Genomic DNA, 26,072 nt, shown 5'->3' with positions numbered 1-26,072 from the left:
CCTCTTTTTTAAAATTTATTCCATTAATTCCAATAATAATGTTAATGCTTTTTGATTATGATTATTAGTGATATTATTTTCAATTTCATTAAATTTACTATTAAGTTGCTGATTAATTGAACGATGACGATTAGCATAAACAAGAGTTAAATGTGATAATTTATGAATAGTAATTTCCATTTTTAATTCAGTATAAAGATGAAAAATTTTATTTTGTAAATCATTAAATTTACTAAAAGAAGAATTATCATAATTTCCATTTTTAAAATTTAAAATAGTATCATTTATTAAATATTGTAAATCACTAAACTTTTCTTTATAAATTTCATTTAAATAATAAAAATTAATATTATTTAAAATATTATCAATTTGTAACATCATTGAATTGATTTTATCAACATAAGTTTTAAATTTAATTTTTGCTTTATTTTGTTCATTCAACAATTTATTATACTCTTTTAAACTATTAAAAACAACAATACTATTTTCAAATAACGCCGCTAATAACATCACTAATGTTTGATAACTAGTATTTTTTATTGATTTTTGATGTTCTATGATTAATAAATTATCAAAATGATTAACAGTAGCAAGTTGTTTATTAATAATAGTTTCTAAGTTAGTTATTTTGCTATTTTCTATCATTTTAGAATTAATTTTATTTGAAAGAGCAATTTCATTTTTAATAGCTTCAAATATTTCATTAAAATTAAAACTCATAACTAAAAATTTTTCATAATTTTGTTTAAAAATATTATAAAATATTTGTTCTTTATCAATTTTATTACTAAAAGTGGCAATTAATTTTAATATTTCTTGAGTGTTAACCTTAACTTTTTTGTATTGTAAATTATTAATTTGTTTATTAATAAAACTTAACTTTTCATCAACGTTTGCTACTAATTGTTCATATTGTAAAAGTAAAGTATTATTTATTTTTATCATTTGATATTTATTTTTTAAGGCAGCCATTTTCTGTTTAATTTCATATGTTATAATATAACGAAGTGTTGGTAAATTATCTAAAATTTCTGCCAATGTTACAACAGCAATCGCAATCTCACTTAAAATAGTAATAATTTGACTAACATTAATAGCATTAATATTTGTTTCTAATTCTTTAAACATATCATTAATTATCTTAATAACTTCATCTAATTGTTCTCGATTAAGATCGTTTTGTAAATTAATCTTGATCATTTGATCTTGTAAATAATTAAAATTTTGTTTAAAAAATAATTGATATTCTCGTAATAATTGATCAATACTAATAAAATAATCTATTTCAATTGTTAATAACTGCAACTGATTTTTTAAATTATTACTCTTATTATGCATTCTATACATTAATTTATATCTTTTTCATAATTCTTTATTATTTTGTAATTTTAAAATTTGAATATAATTTTTAAAAACCTTATTTAAATCTTTTTTTAAAAAAAGATTATAACGACTAATTCAAATTCCTAAAATAGAACTATATTGTTCATTTGCTTGTACCATTTGATTAATACGATTTAATCTTTCTTTAATATTAATATTTTGAATATATTGCAAATTTTTATAAACCATAAATTGTTTATTTTTATACGAACTAAAAATTACTAATAAACTTGTTAAAACAATAACAGTAAAAATTAATAAACTAATAATAGTTATTATAATAATTTGTGCACTAGTTAATTTATAAATTTTTATTAACATTAACATAGTTTTTTCTCCTTTCCTTATATTTTAAATATATTAAAAGATATTAATCTTTTATTTTATTATTACTTCTAAAATATTTAATAATATCAACTAAACCTAAAAATAACATTTGTGGTTCATAAATATAAGAAAAATCAAAATAAGATTTTAAAATTGGTACACTACCTCCTGTTAAAATTACAGGTAAACTAATATTTGTTTCATTTTGAATCCTAACAACAATACTATTAATCATTGCACTAAAACCATAACCATAACCAATTGATAAAGCATGATTAGTATTTTTACCTAACATTGATTGATAATGTTGCATTTCAAAATCGACAAGTAAAGCAGCATTATCAATCAATGCATCTTTACTTGTACTAAATCCAGGTCCAATAATAACGCCAACCAAAACATCATTAACAACAATACTATAGGTAGTAGCAGTTCCCAAACTAACAACTATCGCATTGTGATACTTAGTATAAGCAGCATATGATAATGCTATCAAATCACTACCTAATTGGCGATTTTCTAAATTAAGTTTTAAAGGTAAAAAACTTAGCAAATTAAAATCAACAATTAACGGTTTTAAATTATATGTAAAAACAATTAATTTTTCTATTATTATTAAAAAATTTGGAACAACACAACTAATAACAGCTTCTTCAAAATGTAATTGTTTATTTAATTTAAATGCTTTTTTCAATTGATCAATTGCAGTTTTACTTTTGGTTTCTATTACTGCTCATTGTTCAATAATTTCACTATCATTAATCATAGCAATCTTAATTAATGTATTACCAATATCTACTAATAACAAACTTTTCATTATTATACTTGTTGAACCATTTCTTTAGTTGAAGCTAATTCATCATATAGTGTACGAACAAGATTATTTAAGTTTTCAACTTGTAAAAACTTACCACTACGAGCTATTGAAACAGAACCATTAGTTTCACTGACAATAACTGATACTGCATCGGTTTGCTCTGATATTCCAATAGCAGCACGATGACGTGAACCAAATTGACTAGATATTTTTTTATTAGTTAGTGGAAAATAAGTAGAGGCACATTCAATACGACCTAAACGAATAATAACTGCACCATCATGCAATGGTGAACCTTTAATAAAAATAGACTGTAATAGTTGTGAAGTAACTTCACCATCAATTTTTACTCCCAAATCAGTATATTCATTTAATGAAACATTCCTTTCAATAGTAATTAGTGCTCCAATTTTTTCTTCTGCTAATTTAATCACTGCTTCTGCTAAAACACTTGCTAACATTCTTTTTTCTGAAGTTGCTAGTAGTTTCATATGAGATTTATTTCTTGTTGTTCATCAAACTTTTTTACCACGAATAAAAGTATTCATAACTATTAAAATAAGAATTGTCATTAATAAAGAAATGGTTATTCCAAATAAAACCGCTATTTCAGCAATAACTGTTCCAATATCTGCTGAAATTACAGTCGAAATAATATTTAACGGTAATACACTCATATTAAATACCACCATTCCTTTATTTTTTGATTCCACTACTTTAATTATAAAGTAAAAAAATTATTTTTGATATTATTAGTATAACAACTTATCATAATTTACAAAATACTCCTTTTAAATTTATTTTTAAAAGGAGTATTAATATTACTAATAATTTTAGATTTTACCTTATATAAGTTTATAAAATTATTATTTGTTAATTATCTTTATTTACTATAAATTTGGTACAGTTTTATGAACATTATTTTTATTTACTACCGATAATATTGGTAAATTCTCATTTACTTCTGCTTTTATTGAAAAATCGTTATCACTATCTTTACTATTTTCTCTTGAAGATAATTTATTTTGTAATTTTTCAATTAATTTTAGTGAATTTGATAGTTTTTCCTGTAATCATACTGATGCTACTGATATATCTGTGATTGTTACTGTTGCGGATTCTGTTTTTAATTTTTCTAATTTTTCTGATGCATTTGATAATTGTTCTTCTAATTTTTTTAAAGATTCTACTAATTCTTTTAATATTTCATCTTCTCATAGTTTTTCTTTTAATGTTTGTAATACTTTTAATGCTGTTAATACTTTTGTTTCTAATGTTTTTATATCTTGTAGTTTAATATTTTCTGTCTCATCTTTTAATTTTTCTTTTGCTTTATTTTTTGTTTTACTGGTTTTGATTGATTCTATTCCTTCATATATTACTTTCCCTAACCTAACTAGTGTTTTCAGTAAGATTGCAATTGATTTAGCGTCCATATTTTATTCACCTTTTTCTAATTAAATAAAAAATCTACTACTTTAAAATTAAAATAATAGGTTTAAAAACTTATATTAAGTTTATAAAATTATTGTAATATAGTTTTTTATAATATTATATTTTTATACAAATTAACATCGTTAAATGTTTTTAATATTTAATTCTAAACTATCAAATCAAAAACTAATTAATATTATTTTTAATAATATCTGTTATTTCTTTAACAGCAATATCTAAGTCATCATTAATAACAATATAATCATATTCATGTTGAACTTTAAATTCTTCTTTTGCTTTATTTAACCTTTTCTCAATAATTGCTTCTGACTCACTAGCACGCATACGAATTCTTTGTTCTAATTCTTGATAAGAAGGAGGCATAATAAAAATACTCATAATATCATTGCGATGTTCATAATTTTTTAAAACTTGACTAGCACCATCAACCTCAATTTCTAAAATAACATTATAACCTTGATTTTGCAAATTTAAAACATAACTCTTACTAGTACCATAGTAATTACCAATAAAATTTGTATATTCTAAAAAATCATTACCTTTAACATGATTTAAAAAAGTTGATACATCAACAAAAAAATAATTAATGCCATCTTGTTCTTTATTACGTGGTTTTCTTGTTGTCATCGAAACTGAATATGCTAAATTTAATGATTTATCAGCAAATAATTTAGCAATAATTGCACCCTTACCAACACCACTTGGTCCAGAAAGAATAATTAATTTTCCTTTTTTTTGTGCCATTTAGATTCTACTTTCTACTTTTCATAAAATTGAATTATTTTAATATATATTTTACCGTATTTTTTATTAGATACTACTTTAAAATGGAAATTTAATTGTAAATTTTCAAGTGGTACATTTGTTTCTAAAACAATTAAAGCATTATTAGCAAGTAAATTATTTTTATAAAAGAAATCAATAATTCACTGTTGACAAGTAATATTTACAAACGGTGGATCAATAAAAACAATATCACACTGTTGTACTAGTGTTTTACTAAAAACTTGATAATCCAAATTACTTAATTTAACTTGTTCTTGTAAATTACAAGCAAAACAATTTTGATTAATAATATTACAAGCAGCTTTGTTAATATCATTTGCAAAAGCAAATTTTGCCCCTCGTGATAAACTTTCAAGAATTAAATTACCACTTCCAGCAAATAAATCAACAACAATTTTATCTTCAAAACTACAATAATTTAACATAATATTAAAAATATTTTCTTTAATTCGATTTAATGTTGGCCGTGTTGATAAACCATCTAAAGTAATTATTTTTTTTCCTTTTAATTTTCCAGCAATAATTTTCATGTTTTCTCCAAAATTTAGTTTATAATAATTTTATCATTAAATTTGATAAAAGCAAATTAGTTTAATTTATTATTTATTACAAACTGATGAAAGGATCTGCAATGTTAAACAAATTACAAAACGAAGTACCATCAGCATCTTGAATTACTGAAGATACAAAACCTAGTTTATTAAAACCTTGTGCTGATGTTATTTTACCCTTAACACCTAAAGATGAAAATATTATGAAACGTATGATTGATTGAGTAAAAGCATCACAAGATAAAGAATTTAATGCTAACAACATTTTAACCGAAGCTATTGGTATTGCTGCACCACAAATTGGAGAAAATATAAAAATGTATTATATTTTATTACCAATTCCTGATAAAAATGAAAAGATTATTTACTATGAACATGCATTAATAAATCCAAAAATCATTGGTAAAAGCGAACAAATAGCTTATTTAAAAAAAGGTGAAGGTTGTTTAAGTGTAACTAATCACCCTCATGAAGGTTTAGTTCCACGTAATTATAAAATCAATGTTACAGGTTATGACTATTTAAAAAAGAAGAAAGTAACTTTAACTGTTAGAGGTTATGAAGCAATTGTTTTTCAACATGAGCAAGACCATTTAGAAGGAAAACTCTTTTATCATCACATTAATAAGGATAATCCTTGACTTAATGATGATAAATGGATTATGATATAAAGTAGAATGATAAACTTAAGTTTTTAAATTGTTTTATTATAGTTAAATATAATATACCAAATAAGTAATAAGTAAAAACATGATTAAATTCATTACATTTTTTTATGTTATGTTTTATGTTATTTTCTTATAATTTTAAAATGAATGAAGGAGAAAAAATATGAGTGATACATCGACAAAAAATACTATACCAGTTAAAAAGTTCGTCACGAAAATCTTTGCGCTTGGTGGGCTAGAAGAAGTTGGAAAAAATACTTATGTAATTGAACAAGATAATGAAATTATTATTATTGATGCTGGAGTAAAATTTGCTGATGCTTCTATGCCAGGAATTGAAGCAGTAATTCCTGATTATAGCTATCTAAAAGAAAATAAACATAAAATTAAAGGAATATTTATTACTCATGGTCATGAAGATCATATTGGTGGTATACCATACTTATTAAAAGACATTAGTGATATTCCGGCTATCTACGCTCCTAATTTAGCAGTAGCTTTAATTCGTCATAAAATTAAAGACAAAGGGATAAAATCAAAAATAAAAATAAATATTGTTGATGGTAATAGTAAAATTAAAACTAACAGATTTATTATTAGTTTCTTTGCTGTTAATCATTCAATTCCTGATGCATATGGAATTTGTGTAGAAAATTCAAATGGAACTGTTGTAACAACAGGTGATTATAAATTCGATTGAACACCTTTAGGTCATAAAGCAGACATTGATAAAATGGCACAAATGGGTCAAAAAGGAGTAACATTATTTTTAGCAGATTCAACCAATGCTGAAGTACCCGGTTATACAATGACAGAAATGCTTGTTGTTAAAAGAATTAGTGAAATATTTGCTAAAGCGAAGGGCAGAATTTTAATTTCTACTTTTGCTTCTAATGTACACCGTTTACAACAAATTATTGAAGTTGCAACAAAACATAATAGAAAAGTTATTGTTGTTGGAAGAAGTTTAGAAAGAATAGTTAATGTTATTCGTCAAATGGGACATTTAAAAGTTCGCGATAGTTCATTTATTAAAGCAGAAGAAGCTAAAAAATATGATAATAATCAAATTGTTATTATTTGTACGGGTTCCCAAGGTGAACCAATGGCAGCATTATCAAGAATTGCTAATCGCGAACATCGTCAAATAAAAATTATACCCGGTGATACAGTAATATTCTCTTCATCGGCAATTCCCGGTAACCGTGCTGACGTTGAAAGAGTAGTTAATAAACTAACACGACTTAGTGCGATTGTTGAAGAAAATTCACCATTAAATTGATTACATACTTCTGGTCATGCTTCACAAGAAGAACAAAAACTAATGTTAAATTTAATTAAACCATCATACTTTATGCCAATGCATGGTGATTATAGAATGTTAAAAGTTCATAAAGAAACAGCTGTATCAATTGGAATCCCTGAAGAAAATATATTTATTTGTGCTAACGGTGATCCAATTATTATGGATAATGGTAAATGTTCTTTAAGTGATAAACGCATTGCTGCTGATCCTATTTATGTTGATGGTGGTAAAGATATGTCAGGAGTAACAACTGCTGCAGTAATCCGTGATAGACAAATTCTTTCTAAAGATGGTTTAATTGCAATTGTTGTTTCTATTGATTCACAAAATAATAAATTATTAGCACCACCAACGTTTATTTCTCGCGGTTCTTTCTATGTTCGCGATGCAGCACCTTTAGTATCTGAAGCAATATCATTATTAACAAAATCTATTAATGAAGTATTAAAAAGCGAAAGACCTACTTTTGCCACAATAAAAAATGCTATCAAATCAACATTAGCACCTTATATATTTAAAAAGAAAAGAAGAAACCCTTTAATTATTCCTGTTATATTAAATAAAAAATAGTTTTAAAAACTATTTTTTATTTTTTTGATATATTTTTTTATCTGTCAATGATTATATTTGGTTGCAAATAATAAAGCAGTATTGCCATTTACATCTACATCATCAATATTAGCATTATGTGCTAATAAAGTTTTAACTATATCCAAATATCCATTTTTAGTAGCAACAATTAAAGCGGTTTCTTCAATTATATTTTCATGATTAACATTAGCGCCATTTTTGATTAAAGTATTAACTACTTCTAAATGACCTTTTTCAGCAGCTCACATTAAAGCACTCAAACCATCAATAGTTACATGATTAACATTAGCGCCATTTTTGATTAAAGTATTAACTACTTCTAAATGACCTTTTTCAGCAGCTCACATTAAAGGCGTATAACCAAACATATTTTTTCTATTAACATTAGGATAATTTGTTAATAAGGCATTAGCTATTTCTAAATAATTAGATTTAATTGCTAATATTAAAGCAGTATTACCATTTATAGAGACATGATTAATATTAGCGCCATTTACTAGTAAATCATTAACTATTTCTGTATATCCATTTTTAGCAGCCACTAACAAAGCAGTTTCGCCATATCGATTTTCATGATTAACATTAACATTAAGTGTTAATAAAGTTTTAACTATTTCCAAATTTCCATTTTCAGTACTTAAAATTAAAGCAGTATTACCAAATTGATCCTCACAACTAACATTAGCATTATGTTCTAATAACAGATTAACTATTTTTGTATAATTTTTTTTAGCAGCTAAGATTAAAGCAGTATTACCATTTACAGATATGTAATTAATATTAGCATTATGTTCTAATAAAACATTAACTATTTCTAGATAACCTTTTTCAGCGGCCCACATTAAAGACGTATAACCAGTTCTATCAATATAATCAATATTAATATCATATTTTAATATTTTATTAACTACATCTAACTTTTTATTTTTAATAGCTTCTATCATTTTTGCTTCTTTGTTATTAATATTTATATTTATTCCAAATATTTCTCTAACTCACTCAAACATATTCTTTTCCTTTCATTGTTTTTTTAAAAACAATGTATTTAAAATATTATTCTTTAAAATTTACCTTCATTATATATTTTTTTCTCCATTTTACAATGTTTAATACCAGCGTCCAAAAATATTTCAGACCAAACTTTATAACCCAAATTTTTATAAAAATTTAGTGCTTGAATTTGGGCATAAAGAGATATAACTTTAAATTGATTTTTAATTGCAACTTTTTCCATAAATTCCATTAATTTTTTACCAATACCCAATCTACGATATTCTTGCAATATACACATTCTTTCAATCTTTACAATATCTTCAACTTTTCGCATTCTACTAGTAGCTATTGGTTTATCATTATCATCAAAAACTAAAAAGTGAATCGATACATCTTCAAATTGATCAATTTCTTCTTCAAAAGGAACCTTTTGCTCATTAACAAAAACTTTTTTTCTAATCAAAAATGCTTGTTCTAATATTTCAATATTATTAACTATTTCAATTTTCATGTTTTCTCCTTAAATATAAATAATATTTTAAATTAATTATATAATTAATTTTTAAATTTAATTTAACAATTAGTAAATTTTACCAATTAATAAGTGAATTTTTAATTAGTGCTATAATTTAAGTAAGCGATTTTAAAAAATATTTTTTTTGGGGGAGGGAATAAATTTTGGAAGTACAAAAAATTCAATTTAAAAAATTACGACCGCATAATTTTTTGGGAGGGCAATATTTTGTTTTATTATTTTTTTGAATAATATTTATTACATTACTAATTACTGCATTAGTCTTATTTTTAAATGAAAGAACAAGAATTGATAAAGAAAATAATGTTAAAGAACTACTAGAACAAATTGCTAACGCAAAACAAGAAAGTGACAAAACTCCTTTCTATAAAAATTAATGACTATTTATTATCCATTAATTGATTTTTCATTAATGTCATTTATTTTTACTCAACATGATGATGCACCAATAAGTGACTGAGGAAGTGCATGAACACAACGTTTAAATAGTATTAATACTGCTTATTCATATATCTTTATTACAATTTTAATCGCTTTAATTGCTTTACTTTTTTATATTAGCTGAGTTATACTTGTAAGTGCAAGTAAATAAAATTGCAAAAAATTCTCATATAAAAATTTCATAATGCTAAATTTAGTTTAGAAAAAAGTAAGGAGTTTTTATATGAGTTATAAACATCTTGGCATAGATGAAAGGATTTATATTGAGAATCAATTGAAATTTAAATTTAAAATTAGTGAAATAGCTAAAAATCTTAATCGAAGTATTAGTACTATTATTCGAGAAATTAATAGAAATAAAGATAATAATCATTATTTTTCATTAATTGCACAAAATAAAGCTGAAAATCGAAAACAATCACATATTAGTTTTCATAAGTTTAAAAATAAGAATTTAGTAAAATATGTACAACAAAAATTACTATTAGGTTGATCACCTGAACAAATTTATGGCAGAATTAAAAATTTTCATAAAGAGTGAGTTATTAGTTTTAAAACAATTTATACTTGAATTTATTTTGGAATGCTTGATAAAGTTACTAGTAAAAATTTAAGAAGAAAAGGTAAAAAACGAAAATCTAAAGAAAATCGTGGCAAGTTTAATGGTAAATCAATTAAAGAACGAGATATAAATGTTAATGATCGTATAACACTTGGTCATTGAGAAGGAGATACTATAGTATCATCACGAGGTAAAAGCAAATCATGTTTAATAACTTTAGTTGAAAGAGTATCACGATTTACTTTAGCAATATTAGTTAAAAACAGAACTACTAAAGTTATTAATAAAAATGTTAGTTATTATTTATCAATTCTTCCTAAAAACATTGTTAAAACTATTACTTTTGATCGTGGCAAAGAATTTTCAAATTGACAACAACTTGAAAAAAATTTAGATATAAAAATTTATTTTGCCAATCCATATTCACCTTGACAAAGAGGTACTAATGAAAATACTAATGGTTTAATTAGAGAAAAATTTCCTAAAAAATTTATTTTTTCAAAAACTAATAAAAATGAAGTTCATAAATTTATATTGTCTTTAAACCAAAGACCAAGAAAAATACTAAATTATCTTTCACCAATCGAATATTTGGATAGAAAAATAATTTAGTTGCACTTACCTTTACAATTTAGCATTATTATAATCATTAAACTTTATCGTCGTCGAGCATTTCAAAGAAAATATGGTTTAACAACTCAATTTGCAAATGATTATCCAATTTATGATATTAAAATGTATCTAGGTTTTACAGTTAATTTAGCTATTGTTTTTAGTTTTTTCAATTTTCTAACAACTATCATTGTATTAATTTATGGTATTAACTTCTTATTTCTTTTGATATATTTTAAAAATTAAAACAAAAATATTAATTATGCATAAATGATGAAAAACACCAAACTTTGCTTTATTTTTATCTGTTATTTTATTCCAAAATGGTTATACTTTATTAAAATCAATATTTGCTCAAAAGTTTAATGTTAACTTAGACTTAATTTTATCAATTATTTTACCAATTGGAACAATTACCATCTTTATTACCTTATTAATCAAAAATATGCTTAATTCACAAGTTACAGCAGTAAAAAATGCTATTAAAACAATTGGTGCTAAAATTAGTGCTTTTCAAATTTTCTATTATACACAAAAAGAAAAATCTTTAGAAGACTACATGTTTGTTAGTCAGTTGCCAACACTTGTTCGTATACCATTACAAAATAATAGCATTAACACCAAACAAGCAGTAATGCTAATGGCAACTATTGATGAAACAATAATATTTTTTAAAAAACACTTTCATAAACCAAAAGAATTAAACTATATGCTTTTTCACTTATTTAATAGAATAACTGATATTGAAGAAATTGAAGAAATCAAAAATAATATTCTTAAAATAGAAAAAAATAATTTATCAAAATTTAACAAAAAAGTTTTAAAAATAGTTAATACCATAGAAAATAATAAAATTTGTTATAATTGAGTAGAGTAATTATGATATGAGGAAAGGAAGTTATATACATGTGACCATTTAAAAAAAGGGATAAAACCGGAGAAGCAAAAGATCAAAAAAAATGTGATGGTTGTGGGAAAATGAAAAGTTCATCTGAATGTACTAAAGCAGCAGATGGTAAATGTTTGTGTAAAGATTGTGCTAAATAAATATATTAAATAAGTGTGTCATTAACACACTTATTTAATATATTTAGAAAGGAAGGATATAATGAAATGATTCAATAAAAAAAACAAAAAAACTGATGATGAACCTTTAACAAAAACCGTAAAATGTTTTAATTGCGAAATGATGTTTGAACCTTTTGACATTCTTGATACAAAAGAAGGGAAATCTTTATGTAAAAAATGTTTCATTAAAGAAGAAGAAAAATAAATTAATGATGTGTTTAGCAAAACACATTTTTTATTATTTAAAATAAAATAAATAACTATTTTCACAATATTTTATTATAATTACTATGATAAATTAAATTAATTAAAAGGAGAAAAAATGAACATTTTTATAGAAATATTGGGGTATCTTGTAGCCATTTGTATTCCTTTGCCATTCTTACCACAAACTATTAAACTAATTAAAACAAGAAATACTTCAGGTCTTTCTATTTTTTCATATAATATCTATCAACTGGGAGGTCTTATTTTTTTAATATTTGGCATACTTCGTAATGATATTCCCATGATTACTTGTCAAACTATTACTGCTATACTAAATTTCATAATAATTGGGATTATTGTTAACAATTTAATTAAACAAAAAAATAAGGAGGAAAAAAATGTCTAATATTCAATTGATATTATTGGATATATAGGTGCCTTTTTTATTTCGGTTGCCTTTTTACCACAAACTATTAAACTAATTAAAACTAAAAACACAAAAGGTTTATCGTTAATTTCTTATAGCATATATCAAATAGGATTAACTTCATTCATAATTTATGCTAGTTTAATTAAAAACATTCCCTTACTAGCAGCAAATGCCTTTGGCACAGTTATTAATATCATATTATTAACATTAATAATTTATAATTTATACTATAATAATAAAGATAAAAAGAACAATTTAACTTCCAAAAAATAAAATTTTTATTAACATAATACTTGCACAAGAATGGAGAAAAAAATGGAACATATTAATCTATTAGGAACTTTTATTTTTATTATCATTGGTTATTTAATTGGCTCAATCTCACCTTCAATTATTATTAGTAAAATAAAATTTAAAACCGATGTTAGAGATTATTACTCTAAAAATGCTGGTGCTACTAATTCAACACGAGTTATGGGTGGTAAATGAGGAGCTATTATTTTAATTATTGATGGTTTTAAGCCCGCTATTCCTATTTTAATTGCATACGGTTTAACCTTTATCAATATTACTAATCCTAATTATGAAACAATGTTTAAACAAGCATATATTTATCCAACTGGTCTTGCTGCAATTATTGGTCACTGTTGACCACTATTTTATGGTTTTCGTGGTGGTAAAGGAGCTGCATCTTCATTAGGAGTACTATTAATGATTAATCCTATTTATTGCGTTATCACAATTGCTAGTTGATGATTTATTTTATATTTAAGTAGAATGTCATCTTTATCTTCAATGTTAATGATGATACTTGCTTTTATCTTATCATGAATACCGAATATGCGACTGCATGCTTTTCTTTCCCAACAAGACACTCAATACTATATTGTTAATATAATTATGGCTCTAATTTGAATATTAATTATTATTCGTCATTGAGATAATTGTAAAAGAATTCTTAATCATACTGAACGTAAAGTGACTATTTTTGATAAAAAAAATAAAAAAGCAAATGAAGAAAAAAAATAAAAAATCATCTCTTTATACAAAATTAATAAAAATATTTTTTTAAAAAATGCTTGTTTTATGTTTAAAATTAATGTATTATTATAATCGTGTTGACTTAACATTGTTAATATTCTCTCCGATATTAGCTTTGCTTAAGCCGAATTATATTTAAAGGAGAGTTGTCAAATATGGAACAAATTAAACAAGATGAATTGATTAAAAAATTTCGCTTAAATGCCAAAGATACTGGTTCTTCTGCAGTTCAAATTATTAATTTAACAAAAAGAATTTTAGAATTAACAGCCCATCTACAAGTACAAAAAAAAGATATTACTGCAAAACGAAGTTTGTTAAAAATGGTAGCAAGCAGAAAACGCTTCTTAAAATACTTTAAAAAACAAGATGTTGCTACATACAATAAATTATTAACAGCACTATCACTAAAAGATAACTAATATTAAATCAGTATTTACTTATTAATACTGACTTTTTTATATACATCTAAATAATATTAAACATAGAAATAGATTTACAAATGATTTAAACGATAATAAAATTAATACTAAAAGTGTTATAATATAATTATAATTTAATATATGTTTCTAACCCATTTATTTTTCACTAAAATAAATGGGTTTTTGATTTCAAAAAGGAGGAACAAAATAATGAATGATAAAGATATTAATGGTGAAAAAATAATATCAGTTATTTTAAATTCTGTCACTTCATATCAAAATATTACATATTTTAATTATTGGGATTATATAATTAAAAAAGAAAAAATTAGTTCTGAAATAAAAAAAGAGATCAATAATTTAATAGAAAAAATGCTAATCTAAATTATACAAACGAAAATGGTGATAGTCCTTTAATAGTAGCAAGTCACTATTATCAACTTATAGATTCCATTAAAATTTTAATAGAAAATGGCGCTAATATCAACCACGCAAACCAAGCCTTGCATTTAGCTGCTAAAAATGGACTAGCACAAATAGTTAATACTTTACTAATAAATAATGCAAATATTCATTTCATAAATCAAAATGGTGATACGGCTTTGACAATCATTATTAATGATAGTTTATTTTATGATAAAAACATAAAAAATATATTAGAAAACATATTTTATCAAGAATATGAAGAATATATTACAAATAAGGCGAAAGTAGAAATTATTAAATACAGGCCAGAATTTTCAAATAATGAGTTATTTCATGATATTAAAGATAATATATTAATACATTTAAATACAAATAATTCAGTAAAAAATATAAAAGAAAATTTAATATTAATTGGATTAAAAATCGATAAGAAAAAAATTTTTTAAAAATTGAACAAAGAATAAAGAAAATATTTAAATGTAACATTAATAAATTAAATACTAATCAAGAAAAAGAAAAAAATGACAGAAAAAAATTAAACAAGAATTAAAAGAAGAAAATTATCCACAAAATAAGCCATCAACAAGCGGATATATAAAACATTAAATTTATCACAAATATAATGAATAAAAATAGTTACCATTATGGTAACTATTTTACAATTTATATTTAATAAAATTATCGTTTTTTAGTAGTACTTTGTTGACGTTTCATTGCTTGCATTACTGATTTAATTTGAGATTCAGTAGGTTTACGTCCCATTTGTAAATACATTGCACGAATCATATTTTCATTAATAGGAGGATTTTTCTGTAATTGTTTTTCGAAAATCTTCTTAGTAACAATAAAACCAACTAATCCACCAATTAACGCACTAGCAATGCCAATGATTAATACTGCTCACCAAACCATCATTATTAATTTCTCCTTACTTACTGTTTAAAAACTTATTAATTTTATCACACACTTGATTTGATGTAAAGCCATATTTTTCTAGTACTACCTTATCAGGAGCAGAAATACCAAAAGTACTTACGCCAATAACAAAGCCATTACCTGCAACATATTTATATCAACTATCTTTAGAACCCATTTCAATAGCAACTTTTATAATATCATTAGGTAAAATTTTATTTTGATATGTTTTATCTTGTTTATCAAAAATAAAAGTAGAAGGCATTGAAACTACACGAACATTAAGTTTTTGATCGTTTCATAGTTGTTCTTGACTAGCAATAGCCAACGAAACTTCACTACCGGTAGCAATAATAATTAAATCTAAAGCTTTACTACTCTTCTCTTTACTAATAATATAAGCACCTTTTTGAACTGCCTCAATATTACTATTTGCAAGTTGTGGTAAATTTTGTCTAGTAATAATAATAGCACTAGGGTTAGTTTTGCTAGATAATACCATTAAATATGCACCAATTGTTTCTTTTGTATCAGCGGGGCGAATTACATTAAAATTAGGAATAGTTCTTAACATTGTTAGTTGTTCAACTGGTTCATGGGTAGGACCATCTTCGCCAACTGCGATACTATCATGACTAAAAATAAACAAAGATGGAATTGACATTAAAGCTGCTAATCGTAATGCAGGCTTTAGATAATCACTAAACACAAGAAAAGTAGAACCAAAAGGAATTGTGCCTTGATGTAACGTCATACCGTTAACAATAGCGCCCATTGCAAATTCTCTTACTCCATAATGAATATGTCTTCCTGAATGATCAAGAGGTAAAAAGTCTTTATCTGTTACTAATGCTTTAGTTGAGCCAGCTAAATCAGCACTACCACCAATTAATGTTGGACAATGAGCTGATAAAAGTTTTAAAATATTACCAGAGTCTACTCTTGTTGCTTGTGGATTTATTCCAATAATTGAAGTTCAATCAATTTTATTTAATTGATAATCTTCATTAAAAATTTCATTTTTCAATGCTGATTTAATTTCATTATACAATTTTGGATATAATTTTGCATATTTTTCAACTTTTTGATTTCAAACTAATTCTATTTTAGAACCATGATTAAGTGCTGTTTGTGTGAAGTAAGTACTTACTTCTTTTGGAACAGTAAATTCAGGATATTCTCAGTTTAAATTTTTAGCAACTGTTTTAATATCTTCCATTAAAGGAGAGCCATGAACACTGGGTGTTCCTTGTTTACTAGCCCCATAACCAATTATAGTTTTAATTTCAATTAAAGTTGGTTTATCACTAAGTTTTGCTTTTTTAATAGCTTCAGAAATAAGTTTATCATCTTCACCATCTTCAACTTTTAAATAATTTCACTCTAATGCTTGAAGACGCATTTTTAAATTTTCTGAATATACTAATTTAACAGATGAATTTAATTGAACATCATTTGAATCATATAAAATAATTAGTTTATTTAATTTAAAATGTCCAGCAAAACTAAGTGCTTCTTGCGCAATACCTTCTTGTAAATCACCATCACCACAAATTGCATATGTATAATGATCAATAATATTAAGATCTTTTTGATTATATTTAGCACCAAGAAAACTCTCAGTAAGCGCCATTCCAACAGCATTAGCGATACCCTGACCTAATGGTCCAGTAGCCGTCTCTACTCCATAGTCTAAATGATATTCGGGATGACCAGGTGTATTACTATTTAATTGACGGAATTGTTTTATATCATTGATTGTATATTTATAACCAGCATGATGTAATATTGAATATAATAAAGCACTACCATGACCTGCTGATAAAACAAATCGATCACGATTAAATCATTTTGGATTTTTTGGATTAAAAGATAAATGATTTTTGAATAAAGAAAAAGTCATTGGTGAAGCACCTAAAACAATACCAGGATGGCCACTTTTAGCAGCATTAACTGCTTGTACTCCTAACATACGAATTGAATTAATAGTTAATTTATCTAAATTAATTTTATTTTCCATAATTTCTCCTTAAATTTTTAATAGTTATTATTTAATATAATATTAACAATATTCTTAATAAAATAGGTAATTTTTTAAAAATAATTAAAAAAGTATAAATAATAATGACAAAAATATAATTTTATTTTAACTAATTTGAATCTTTGAACAAATTAAAAAAGAAAAGATCACCCCAAGATAAAAAAATAATATTTCATCTTAAATAAGATAACTCTTTTCTTAATATTTTACATTTGTGATGTTCTTGGTTTATTTAAATTTGTTAATGGTGCGTTTGTTGAGTCATTGTTTACTTGTTGTTTATTAAAAGCTTTTCCAGATGATTTTGAAAATAATGTCGGATTTGTTTTTGGCTTTTTACTACATGATTCTGATATTTTTTTCATTTTTTACTAATTTCTAATTCAATTTTCTTATTTTTATTAATTTTTCCAAAAGTTACTAATTTAATAAATAAATTTAAAAATTTATTTATTTTTTGTTGTTCTAAAACTTTAATTTCTTCTATTTCAGATTTTTTGATTACTTGCATTAAATTTGATTGTCTTTTTAATGATAAAGCCTCTAATGCAATCGCTCTATCAATATTTTCTCTTTCTTTCTCAGATACTTCTTCTGATTGTAATGTTTTATAAGGTTCATCAACAACTACAAAACCAAATTCATCATCTTCATTGGTTACTTGTAAATCTAAACTACTTTCATAAAGAGATGGTGAAATGGTTGGTTCGGAAATTATTGCCTTTTCTTGATGATTATTATTTGTATGTTGAATTTGACGTTGAACAATCTTACTTCCTTTGGGTCTTACTCCTTGTTTTAGTATTTCCTCTTCAGTAACTAATTTTACTTCTGTCTCTACTTTAAATGTTTGTGATGAGGGCATTGATGTTTCTTTAAATTCTTTTATTATTATGTCAGATTGTTTTTCTTTTTCTAACGATAATTTTTTTGCCAGTTCCACTTGTTCTTCTTCTTCTGATAATCTCATGATTTCATCAATAAGACCTGGTTCAATTGCAAGTTGTTCCATTTGTTCAAGTGTGAATGTTCTCATTTGTTCCATTGTAAATACTGGTGTTTATTTTTTATCAATCGCTTCTCTTTGCTCTTTTGTCAATGAACGAATTTGTTGTGTTGTGAATGCAAATGTTGGCGATAATTTTAATTTTCTAATATAAGTTTCAGCTGCCATTATTTTTTCTTCCTTTCTAAAAATAAAAAAACCCATTTATTTTAAAATTAAAATAAGCGGATTAAAAAACTTTATATTCTTTTGTAGAATATTATCATAATAATAATATTTTTCCAATAAATTCGTATTATTTTTTTCATTGAGTTATAAATAAATATTATAACTTAAAAAAGGACTTATTTAATATGCAAATTATTAATATTGAAACATATTGTAAAGTACGTTTAATACACATTATTTATTTAAGTTTTTTAGTTTTTGCTAATTTCAAATAAAATGTTTATAATTAAATCAACACTTTTTAATGACTAAAGTGTTATAAAATATATATTTATTAATTTTTTAAATAATTATTTAAAAAATAGAGGTATAACATTATGAATAAATATTTAATTTTTTTAAGTATGATACCACCTTTAACTTTTTTAGGAAACAATATTAATAATATAAATATTGAAAATACTGTACTAATAAATCAATTAGAAGAAAATAATGCTTCATTCAATAACCAATTTAACTATTTAAGCAATAGTGAGTGAATTACTAATCAATCAATAACAGATCATAAATTTTATAGTTATGATACATTATCTTTAGCAAAATACACTTTTCCTAAAGCAAGGAATACTTTTTTAGTAGATAACTATGGTAACCTAGTTTATAACCCTAATATAAATATTCCAGATAAAGATAAAGTAAATATTGAAAATACAAAACAAGAAATGAACAGCCACAAAAAAGTAACTATTATTAAAGATAATTATAATCCATATAGTAAAAGTGAATATTCTGATTCATACTTTACTGGTTATAATAATTGAAAATATATTCAACAAGGTGATATTGAAAAACATATTGATATTTCTAATCAAGCAGGTGCTGATAAAGTTGAACATAGCAATAATCTAAATGAAACACTAGGTTTATATTATATTGCTAAAGCAACACATGATAATAAAATTAGTAAGACAATAGCTAATAACTTAGCAATGTATTTTATTAATCAAACTAGTTTAAAAGGGCAAATTAATAATCAATTAACTAGTAACATTGTTAATTTAATTATTGATAATCAAAATGTTTATAATTTTTTGAATAAATCACCACTAACATTAACTACTAAAAACTATTCATTAAATTGAATTTTTGATAAAAGTAATAATCTAGTTGCTATTTATTATAATAATTGAAAAAACACTAATAATATTATTAATGATAAAATAAATTATTCTTTTTCAGATTGACATAATGGAACATCAATCGCTACTGATAATTCTAATGTTTATAATATTCTTAAGTGAAGCAATTATGCGAGAGACTGAAATACCTTCAGTAATATGTATCCAACTTTTTGTTTTATTAATTCATATTTCAAAGTATCAACTTCAACAGGAATTGAAAGTAGTCCAACACTATCAACTAATACTGCAAAAATTGAACAATATAAAAACCCTGGTAATGCTAATGTTCTTTTTATTGCTTATATTAATACTAAAGATGGTGGAGGATGAGGAACAGAAATTGCTCTTAACTTAGATCTTTGACATGATAATGATAATATTTACTTTCAATGGTATTGTTTTTTAACTTCTTCATTTGGTCGTATGACATATGTTAACATTGCATTAAACAACATAAATTTTGATAACATAATGAACAATTAATGACCTTTATTTACAATTTTTAATTAATAAACAAAATTAATAATAAGGACAAAGTTTATTTTGTCCTTATTATGATTATAAAGATATATTTTTTATTATTAGCTGAGTTATACTTGTAAGTGCAAGTAAATAAAATTGCAAAAAATTCTCATATAAAAATTTCATAATGCTAAATTTAGTTTAGAAAAAAGTAAGGAGTTTTTATATGAGTTATAAACATCTTGGCATAGATGAAAGGATTTATATTGAGAATCAATTGAAATTTAAATTTAAAATTAGTGAAATAGCTAAAAATCTTAATCGAAGTATTAGTACTATTATTCGAGAAATTAATAGAAATAAAGATAATAATCATTATTTTTCATTAATTGCACAAAATAAAGCTGAAAATCGAAAACAATCACATATTAGTTTTCATAAGTTTAAAAATAAGAATTTAGTAAAATATGTACAACAAAAATTACTATTAGGTTGATCACCTGAACAAATTTATGGCAGAATTAAAAATTTTCATAAAGAGTGAGTTATTAGTTTTAAAACAATTTATACTTGAATTTATTTTGGAATGCTTGATAAAGTTACTAGTAAAAATTTAAGAAGAAAAGGTAAAAAACGAAAATCTAAAGAAAATCGTGGCAAGTTTAATGGTAAATCAATTAAAGAACGAGATATAAATGTTAATGATCGTATAACACTTGGTCATTGAGAAGGAGATACTATAGTATCATCACGAGGTAAAAGCAAATCATGTTTAATAACTTTAGTTGAAAGAGTATCACGATTTACTTTAGCAATATTAGTTAAAAACAGAACTACTAAAGTTATTAATAAAAATGTTAGTTATTATTTATCAATTCTTCCTAAAAACATTGTTAAAACTATTACTTTTGATCGTGGCAAAGAATTTTCAAATTGACAACAACTTGAAAAAAATTTAGATATAAAAATTTATTTTGCCAATCCATATTCACCTTGACAAAGAGGTACTAATGAAAATACTAATGGTTTAATTAGAGAAAAATTTCCTAAAAAATTTATTTTTTCAAAAACTAATAAAAATGAAGTTCATAAATTTATATTGTCTTTAAACCAAAGACCAAGAAAAATACTAAATTATCTTTCACCAATCGAATATTTGGATAGAAAAATAATTTAGTTGCACTTACCTTTACAATTTAGCATTATAATAATTTAAGTAAATCTATTCGAAAAAATTTATCTAATTTTTCTCATCCAAGATCACGATTTTGTTCAGGAGTCATTATTCAACGACCAAAAGCTTCTGGAAATAAGTCAATATATGATGTTCTTCCATATCAACTTCTAACAATACCATAACTTAAAAGTTTTTGATAAGATTTATTATTAATCTTAGTTCCTTTTGCTAATGATGAAATCATATATTTTCTTGCATCAAAATTATTATTTTGTTTATTACGAATTAAAGAATCCAAAATATGACCATATTCATGTACCATAACTTCCATTCCATACTTTATATCTCTAAAAATATCTGTATCAAGTATTATTTTAGTATTACACATATTATTATTACAAGAACCAAAATATGCTTCTCCTGACATATTTATTTTTAGACTGTTCTCACAATTTTTGATCTAATTCAATTTTTTCTAACATTTTAAAAATATTATTTTTTCCATATAATTGAGCTAAAATATTATAAAAACGACATATTGCTGTTTTTAATTCATCAATGTTTGCATTTATATGATAATTACTAATTGTTTTAATAAATGATTCAAAATCAATTTTGCCATCAAATAAAAGATGATGATCATTAAATTGTTTTTTTAAATCTTCAAAATCTTCTAAATTATCATTATTATTTTCCAACTTTTTAAAAGCATTATTTGATTCTTCATTTGCTTTAAATTTAACTTGTTCATTTAAAATATTAATAAAATCATTTACAGCAGGTAAATTTTTAAATTCATTATCATTTAAAATATCATTTTTTCCAAATAAAATTTCTTGATGATGTTGATAAGAATAAGTAGGAACTTGTTTATCTCTTATATTCAAATCAGGAACAATATAATCTAACGTTACAAAAAATCTATTAGGACTATACTTAAGCTTTACTGTTCCAATATAAATATCTTCATTTATTGAAGTAATTATTGCTTGATTTTGGTTATTAACAATTTTAATTTCCAAACTAATTACATCTATATTATATTTATTACTAAAAATATCTATAATTTCTTTTTTTACTTTTTCATCATCATTTATAGCAGTTATGTTTTATCCAATATAAATTTTACCTAAATTTCTTTTTCCTTTAGGAAAAATTATTTCTAAGTTTTTTTTCTTTTCAATTTCAATTTCTTCTTCAATATTTTCTTCCATTTCAGAATTATATAAAATACCAGTAGTTGCACCACTAATTAAAACCGCAGAACTAATTATTCCGGCAATAATTTTTGAATTTTTATTTTTTTTAGACATATAATACTCCTCCATATTTTGATTTCAGAAATAAGTTCTTTATATTCTTGCCTTTGATATCAATAGATATAGACTAGTATTGTTTTTATTTATAATTTGTTTTATTAACAATTAAGATGAAAATTGTTTTAGAAATCTAAAACAATCAGTAAAAATTTTTAAAATTAGTTGATAAGGGCTATTGATAATAATATAAATTTTATTAATAATCAAAAAATTATTGATTAGCACACTCTGGGCATTTCATAATTTTTCTTGCTGTTTTTGAGTTTGAAGCTAAATCATTACCATTAATTTCTTTATTACAACTTGAACAATGTAATACTTTTCTTTTTTTCATATCTCAATCTCCTTTATCTTTTTTTATTAATGCTTAAAATTATAGCATCATTAATAAAAAATGCTTTTTTGATGAAAACAAAAAGGTAGTTATGCCACTCATCAATTAATAATTTTTATAAAATTTGATAATTAATAACTATTATAATATTTTTTTCTTATTATTTATGTTGAAAATAAACTCTAAAAATATTATTAATTATTTATTAAAAATTGGTTTAATACTATTTTCAACCAATATTTTAAGTTATTAATAATTATTTTATGACTTATTTACTATTAAATATTCATAAAATAGAGCCAAACGCCATGATAATATGTGGTAAAGCATTAATATAAGTTCATGTTGACTTATAATCTACATCTTTGCCAACAAATAAACCAATAACTATTATAACTGAAAGAAATGATATAAATAGTGCTCATAGTCTTGATCATAATCCAGGTTTAACTGAAAATGGTATTAGAATATAAATAATACCTATTATAACTAATGTAGCTCCATTTTCATTTCAACCATAGAAACTATAAGTTATAACTCCCGCTGCATACAATAAACTAAAAACAATAATTCATACAGCACCAATTAGCATTAATATTTTAGGTAAAGTTAATAACTTAAGACTTTTCATTTTTTTCCTCCTTAAATATTTTTTACATTAATTGTGATTTTAGTATTTTTTTAATATTATTAATATCATCAATTGTAACATTTTCTTTTGTCCTATTAATTAAAAACCCTTTTTCACGAATATATTTTGGAATAATATGAACATGATAATGAAACACTTCTTGAAATGCTTCGCTACCATTATTAGTTAAAATATTAAATCCTTTAATTTCGGGAATAGTTTTTATTAGCAAATTAACAATTTTATGAGTTGTGATACTAACATCACTCACTATTTTGGGTGTAGTATCAATAAAAGTTTCAAAATGTTGCTTTGGAATTACTAGAATGTGTCCTTTAGTTACGGGATTGATATCCATGAATGCTGCTGTATTTGTATCTTCAAAAATTAAGTTATTTGTATCTTTAATAATTGTACAAAAAATGCATACTTTATTTGTCATATATTTCACCTCAACTTACTTTATAAGTATAACTTAAAATATTAAGTATTATTATGGATAAAACTCTTTTACCTTATTTCAAAATCCTTCTTCATATATATTATTTTTTGGAATATATGTTGGAAATAAATTTTGAGCAGCGATTTTAAAGTTTTCAGTTGCTGGTGAATCTTTACTTGCAGAGTCACTAGCAGATATAGAATATAACATTTGTCAAAATATATTTCATTTTGTTTCTTGGGTAATAGTGCTTTCGTTACTATCACCCCTTATATACTTAGAAAAACCTGTCTTAAGACTAGCATTAGGACTCATATTTCATGAATGAATTAAATTACTAATTTCTGGAATTCAGCCTTGATTTTTATTATTTAAAAAACTAAAATCTAAATTTTGTAAAAGATTTAGGAAATAAATAGGAGCAGAGTAAGTAAATGTAGCAATATTATTATTTGTAGTATAGTGTAATCCACCATTAGTTACTCAACTTGCAGCTTCTTGGGTAGTAGTAGCAGTACTTAAGAAACCATTAACACCAAAGTTAGGATCAATTTCACTAATGGTTGATGCATTACCACTTGTTAATTGATTAAAAAAAGCAGAATTTAAAGTTTCTTTTCCTGAACCATTATCTTTAACAATTGATTCTCATGTCGGAAGTTTAGAAGGAGTATTATTTCAATCTCTATCAATTTTTTGCGCATTTGCTAAATCAGTAGTAAAATTTCAAGTTGCATTATAATTACTTTTATGTCAACCAGTAGTATCTTGTAATTGACTTATGTAAAGGTTATTTGTTTGGGTTGAAATTATAGGTTTACCTGCTTCATTATCTTTAATATCAACAATATTGTCTAAAATATAAGACATTGTAAATAAAGTTTGATTTAATTCTGGTAAAATTTGATATTGATAATATTGTTGATAACGAAAACGTAATCATCATTGGAAACGTTTTAAATATTTTGAATAAGTTGGAATATCAGTACCAGAAAGACCTTTTTGTGTTTTATTAATACCAGCACTACTATTTCATTTTTTAGCATCATTTGGTAATAATTTACCAATTTCATTACTATAATTGTCATCTGGATGTTTAGCAATGGCAGCTAATTGTTCATCAAAAGCAGCATCTTTATCACCATAATCTTTATATAAACTATCAGGAGTAAATATTTGATCAGGATCATTAACTTTATCAGTATCTTTATTTTTTTCTTTATAAAATTCTACATTTTGATAATTAAATTTACTTGTACCATCCTGATGTCAACTTTGATTTTGAAATAATAACTCATTATTATCTGCTGCTGATACTTTATCTAATGAATTAGCTGTATTAATACCACTTAAGTACTTTTGAGTTAATAAATTTAATCCTAAATCATCTTTAAGTTTTATAAAAGCTTTATTGGCTTCTCCCATTGTAGTAGTACCATCTGCATTTTTTGTGTCTTCACTATAATGAAGTTTCTTATGAAAAAATTCATAAAATTTTTGCTGAGCAATTGTTCCTTCAACATCTTTTAAAATAAAATCAAGACCTTGTGAATAAGTATTCTTAAACTGAGCAGAAATCGTTTCATTAAAGTTTACTCCTAAAAAATTAAATAATACACGATTTTTATAATCATCAGGAATTTTACCACTAGGTAAATTACTCATATCACGTTCATTATCACAAGCAACTAATAATAATACAGGGCCAGATAAAAGAGTAACTGAAGTTAATAATGGTAAAATCTTTTTTATCTTTTTCATTTTTTATACCTCCC

The 26,072-nt window shown here is 23.7% G+C and carries 35 protein-coding genes and 1 pseudogene; 18 read left to right on the top strand and 18 right to left on the bottom strand.

What is annotated here, in order from left to right:
• Nucleotides 1–15: 15 nt before the first annotated feature.
• The 6 genes from AACL05_RS02120 to AACL05_RS02095 form a co-directional block, all read right to left on the bottom strand.
• The gene (locus AACL05_RS02120; protein ID WP_338986168.1) at nucleotides 16–1,710 is read right to left on the bottom strand and encodes a hypothetical protein; all 1,695 of its coding nucleotides are present in this window, start codon (nucleotides 1,708–1,710) and stop codon (nucleotides 16–18) included.
• A gap of 43 nt (nucleotides 1,711–1,753) precedes the next feature.
• On the bottom strand, nucleotides 1,754–2,527 hold the full coding sequence (locus tag AACL05_RS02115) for a type III pantothenate kinase (RefSeq protein WP_338962144.1): 774 nt from the start codon (nucleotides 2,525–2,527) through the stop codon (nucleotides 1,754–1,756).
• 2 nt (nucleotides 2,528–2,529) lie between these two features.
• The gene (locus tag AACL05_RS02110) at nucleotides 2,530–3,204 is read right to left on the bottom strand and encodes a diadenylate cyclase (RefSeq protein WP_252320291.1); all 675 of its coding nucleotides are present in this window, start codon (nucleotides 3,202–3,204) and stop codon (nucleotides 2,530–2,532) included.
• Nucleotides 3,205–3,417: 213 nt separating this feature from the next.
• Nucleotides 3,418–3,963 (bottom strand): hypothetical protein, encoded by a 546-nt coding sequence (locus AACL05_RS02105; protein ID WP_338962142.1) that lies wholly within the window; start codon nucleotides 3,961–3,963, stop codon nucleotides 3,418–3,420.
• Nucleotides 3,964–4,147: 184 nt separating this feature from the next.
• Nucleotides 4,148–4,726, bottom strand: a complete 579-nt coding sequence (gene gmk / locus AACL05_RS02100) for a guanylate kinase (protein ID WP_338957663.1) — start codon at nucleotides 4,724–4,726, stop codon at nucleotides 4,148–4,150.
• Nucleotides 4,727–4,740: 14 nt separating this feature from the next.
• A complete protein-coding gene (locus tag AACL05_RS02095) occupies nucleotides 4,741–5,298 on the bottom strand; it encodes an RsmD family RNA methyltransferase (protein ID WP_338962139.1) in 558 nt (185 codons plus the stop codon).
• A 101-nt stretch (nucleotides 5,299–5,399) separates the two neighbouring features.
• On the opposite strand from AACL05_RS02095, the gene def reads away from it, so the two are divergent.
• Nucleotides 5,400–5,990 (top strand): peptide deformylase, encoded by a 591-nt coding sequence (def, locus tag AACL05_RS02090; protein ID WP_338962137.1) that lies wholly within the window; start codon nucleotides 5,400–5,402, stop codon nucleotides 5,988–5,990.
• A 160-nt stretch (nucleotides 5,991–6,150) separates the two neighbouring features.
• The gene (locus AACL05_RS02085) at nucleotides 6,151–7,863 is read left to right on the top strand and encodes a ribonuclease J (protein WP_338962134.1); all 1,713 of its coding nucleotides are present in this window, start codon (nucleotides 6,151–6,153) and stop codon (nucleotides 7,861–7,863) included.
• Between the two features lie 2 nt (nucleotides 7,864–7,865).
• Here the strand turns inward: AACL05_RS02085 and AACL05_RS02080 are convergent, their stop codons facing one another.
• Together AACL05_RS02080 and AACL05_RS02075 are read right to left on the bottom strand one after the other, a co-directional pair.
• Nucleotides 7,866–8,891, bottom strand: a complete 1,026-nt coding sequence (locus AACL05_RS02080) for an ankyrin repeat domain-containing protein (protein WP_338986166.1) — start codon at nucleotides 8,889–8,891, stop codon at nucleotides 7,866–7,868.
• 53 nt (nucleotides 8,892–8,944) lie between these two features.
• Nucleotides 8,945–9,388 carry a GNAT family N-acetyltransferase gene (locus AACL05_RS02075; RefSeq protein WP_338962129.1) on the bottom strand — a complete coding sequence of 148 codons (444 nt, stop codon included), beginning with the start codon at nucleotides 9,386–9,388 and terminating at the stop codon, nucleotides 8,945–8,947.
• Nucleotides 9,389–9,555: 167 nt separating this feature from the next.
• Between AACL05_RS02075 and AACL05_RS02070 the strand changes: the two genes are divergently transcribed.
• The 14 genes and pseudogenes from AACL05_RS02070 to AACL05_RS02015 all read left to right on the top strand — a co-directional run bounded on the left by AACL05_RS02070 (nucleotide 9,556) and on the right by AACL05_RS02015 (nucleotide 15,067).
• Nucleotides 9,556–9,789, top strand: a complete 234-nt coding sequence (locus AACL05_RS02070) for a hypothetical protein (RefSeq protein WP_338962127.1) — start codon at nucleotides 9,556–9,558, stop codon at nucleotides 9,787–9,789.
• Nucleotides 9,789–10,004 (top strand): hypothetical protein, encoded by a 216-nt coding sequence (locus AACL05_RS02065; protein WP_338986164.1) that lies wholly within the window; start codon nucleotides 9,789–9,791, stop codon nucleotides 10,002–10,004. Before AACL05_RS02070 ends, AACL05_RS02065 begins: the two co-directional genes overlap by 1 nt.
• 72 nt (nucleotides 10,005–10,076) lie before the next feature.
• The gene (locus AACL05_RS02060; protein ID WP_338960236.1) at nucleotides 10,077–11,027 is read left to right on the top strand and encodes an IS30 family transposase; all 951 of its coding nucleotides are present in this window, start codon (nucleotides 10,077–10,079) and stop codon (nucleotides 11,025–11,027) included.
• The gene (locus tag AACL05_RS02055) at nucleotides 11,028–11,273 is read left to right on the top strand and encodes a hypothetical protein (protein ID WP_338986162.1); all 246 of its coding nucleotides are present in this window, start codon (nucleotides 11,028–11,030) and stop codon (nucleotides 11,271–11,273) included.
• Between the two features lie 16 nt (nucleotides 11,274–11,289).
• On the top strand, nucleotides 11,290–11,904 hold the full coding sequence (locus AACL05_RS02050) for a hypothetical protein (protein ID WP_338962121.1): 615 nt from the start codon (nucleotides 11,290–11,292) through the stop codon (nucleotides 11,902–11,904).
• Nucleotides 11,905–11,906: 2 nt separating this feature from the next.
• On the top strand, nucleotides 11,907–12,074 hold the full coding sequence (locus AACL05_RS02045) for a hypothetical protein (RefSeq protein ID WP_338962118.1): 168 nt from the start codon (nucleotides 11,907–11,909) through the stop codon (nucleotides 12,072–12,074).
• A gap of 61 nt (nucleotides 12,075–12,135) precedes the next feature.
• The gene (locus AACL05_RS02040) at nucleotides 12,136–12,300 is read left to right on the top strand and encodes a hypothetical protein (RefSeq protein ID WP_338986160.1); all 165 of its coding nucleotides are present in this window, start codon (nucleotides 12,136–12,138) and stop codon (nucleotides 12,298–12,300) included.
• Between the two features lie 117 nt (nucleotides 12,301–12,417).
• The gene (locus AACL05_RS02035; RefSeq protein WP_338986158.1) at nucleotides 12,418–12,708 is read left to right on the top strand and encodes a SemiSWEET family sugar transporter; all 291 of its coding nucleotides are present in this window, start codon (nucleotides 12,418–12,420) and stop codon (nucleotides 12,706–12,708) included.
• Nucleotides 12,709–12,714: 6 nt separating this feature from the next.
• Entirely contained in the window at nucleotides 12,715–13,005 is a 291-nt protein-coding gene (locus AACL05_RS08730; RefSeq protein ID WP_422397365.1) for a SemiSWEET family sugar transporter, read from the top strand.
• Nucleotides 13,006–13,047: 42 nt separating this feature from the next.
• Nucleotides 13,048–13,761 (top strand): glycerol-3-phosphate 1-O-acyltransferase PlsY, encoded by a 714-nt coding sequence (plsY, locus tag AACL05_RS02030; RefSeq protein ID WP_338962113.1) that lies wholly within the window; start codon nucleotides 13,048–13,050, stop codon nucleotides 13,759–13,761.
• Between the two features lie 167 nt (nucleotides 13,762–13,928).
• On the top strand, nucleotides 13,929–14,195 hold the full coding sequence (gene rpsO / locus AACL05_RS02025; RefSeq protein ID WP_252319942.1) for a 30S ribosomal protein S15: 267 nt from the start codon (nucleotides 13,929–13,931) through the stop codon (nucleotides 14,193–14,195).
• Nucleotides 14,196–14,405: 210 nt separating this feature from the next.
• Nucleotides 14,406–14,579, top strand: coding sequence for a hypothetical protein (locus tag AACL05_RS02020; RefSeq protein ID WP_338962111.1), 174 nt, complete (start codon nucleotides 14,406–14,408; stop codon nucleotides 14,577–14,579).
• Between the two features lie 26 nt (nucleotides 14,580–14,605).
• Nucleotides 14,606–14,680, top strand: a pseudogene (locus AACL05_RS08725) (hypothetical protein); the annotation flags it as partial.
• Nucleotides 14,681–14,698: 18 nt separating this feature from the next.
• Nucleotides 14,699–15,067 carry a hypothetical protein gene (locus tag AACL05_RS02015; protein ID WP_338962108.1) on the top strand — a complete coding sequence of 123 codons (369 nt, stop codon included), beginning with the start codon at nucleotides 14,699–14,701 and terminating at the stop codon, nucleotides 15,065–15,067.
• Between the two features lie 232 nt (nucleotides 15,068–15,299).
• On the opposite strand, the gene AACL05_RS02010 is transcribed toward AACL05_RS02015, so the two are convergent.
• The 3 genes from AACL05_RS02010 to AACL05_RS02000 all read right to left on the bottom strand — a co-directional run bounded on the left by AACL05_RS02010 (nucleotide 15,300) and on the right by AACL05_RS02000 (nucleotide 18,622).
• A complete protein-coding gene (locus AACL05_RS02010; RefSeq protein ID WP_252319938.1) occupies nucleotides 15,300–15,536 on the bottom strand; it encodes a YneF family protein in 237 nt (78 codons plus the stop codon).
• 13 nt (nucleotides 15,537–15,549) lie between these two features.
• On the bottom strand, nucleotides 15,550–17,556 hold the full coding sequence (gene tkt, locus AACL05_RS02005; protein ID WP_338986156.1) for a transketolase: 2,007 nt from the start codon (nucleotides 17,554–17,556) through the stop codon (nucleotides 15,550–15,552).
• A gap of 289 nt (nucleotides 17,557–17,845) precedes the next feature.
• On the bottom strand, nucleotides 17,846–18,622 hold the full coding sequence (locus AACL05_RS02000; protein WP_338962103.1) for a hypothetical protein: 777 nt from the start codon (nucleotides 18,620–18,622) through the stop codon (nucleotides 17,846–17,848).
• A 506-nt stretch (nucleotides 18,623–19,128) separates the two neighbouring features.
• Here AACL05_RS02000 and AACL05_RS01995 point away from each other — a divergent pair.
• Together AACL05_RS01995 and AACL05_RS01990 are read left to right on the top strand one after the other, a co-directional pair.
• On the top strand, nucleotides 19,129–20,415 hold the full coding sequence (locus AACL05_RS01995; protein WP_338962101.1) for a hypothetical protein: 1,287 nt from the start codon (nucleotides 19,129–19,131) through the stop codon (nucleotides 20,413–20,415).
• A gap of 205 nt (nucleotides 20,416–20,620) precedes the next feature.
• Nucleotides 20,621–21,571 (top strand): IS30 family transposase, encoded by a 951-nt coding sequence (locus tag AACL05_RS01990; RefSeq protein WP_338960236.1) that lies wholly within the window; start codon nucleotides 20,621–20,623, stop codon nucleotides 21,569–21,571.
• Between the two features lie 25 nt (nucleotides 21,572–21,596).
• Here the strand turns inward: AACL05_RS01990 and AACL05_RS01985 are convergent, their stop codons facing one another.
• From AACL05_RS01985 to AACL05_RS01955, 7 genes are all read right to left on the bottom strand, one after another.
• Nucleotides 21,597–21,998, bottom strand: a complete 402-nt coding sequence (locus AACL05_RS01985) for a hypothetical protein (RefSeq protein ID WP_338962099.1) — start codon at nucleotides 21,996–21,998, stop codon at nucleotides 21,597–21,599.
• Nucleotides 21,967–22,593 carry a hypothetical protein gene (locus AACL05_RS01980; protein ID WP_338962096.1) on the bottom strand — a complete coding sequence of 209 codons (627 nt, stop codon included), beginning with the start codon at nucleotides 22,591–22,593 and terminating at the stop codon, nucleotides 21,967–21,969. Before AACL05_RS01980 ends, AACL05_RS01985 begins: the two co-directional genes overlap by 32 nt.
• An 87-nt stretch (nucleotides 22,594–22,680) precedes the next feature.
• Entirely contained in the window at nucleotides 22,681–22,884 is a 204-nt protein-coding gene (locus AACL05_RS01975; RefSeq protein WP_338962094.1) for a hypothetical protein, read from the bottom strand.
• 217 nt (nucleotides 22,885–23,101) lie between these two features.
• Entirely contained in the window at nucleotides 23,102–23,224 is a 123-nt protein-coding gene (locus tag AACL05_RS01970; protein ID WP_256468302.1) for a hypothetical protein, read from the bottom strand.
• A gap of 268 nt (nucleotides 23,225–23,492) precedes the next feature.
• Nucleotides 23,493–23,855 (bottom strand): hypothetical protein, encoded by a 363-nt coding sequence (locus tag AACL05_RS01965; RefSeq protein WP_252318892.1) that lies wholly within the window; start codon nucleotides 23,853–23,855, stop codon nucleotides 23,493–23,495.
• A gap of 22 nt (nucleotides 23,856–23,877) precedes the next feature.
• Complete coding sequence (locus tag AACL05_RS01960) at nucleotides 23,878–24,297, bottom strand: HIT family protein (protein ID WP_338962091.1); 420 nt, start codon at nucleotides 24,295–24,297, stop codon at nucleotides 23,878–23,880.
• Nucleotides 24,298–24,348: 51 nt separating this feature from the next.
• Nucleotides 24,349–26,058, bottom strand: coding sequence for a hypothetical protein (locus AACL05_RS01955; protein WP_338986155.1), 1,710 nt, complete (start codon nucleotides 26,056–26,058; stop codon nucleotides 24,349–24,351).
• Between the last annotated feature and the right edge of the window lie 14 nt (nucleotides 26,059–26,072).

It is taken from the genome of Spiroplasma endosymbiont of Thecophora atra (genome assembly GCF_964019735.1).
Lineage (GTDB): Bacteria > Bacillota_I > Bacilli_A > Mycoplasmatales > VBWQ01 > Spiroplasma_E > Spiroplasma_E ixodetis_A.
Note: the sequence above shows the minus strand (reverse complement) of the source record. Positions and strands in the feature narration are given on the sequence as shown.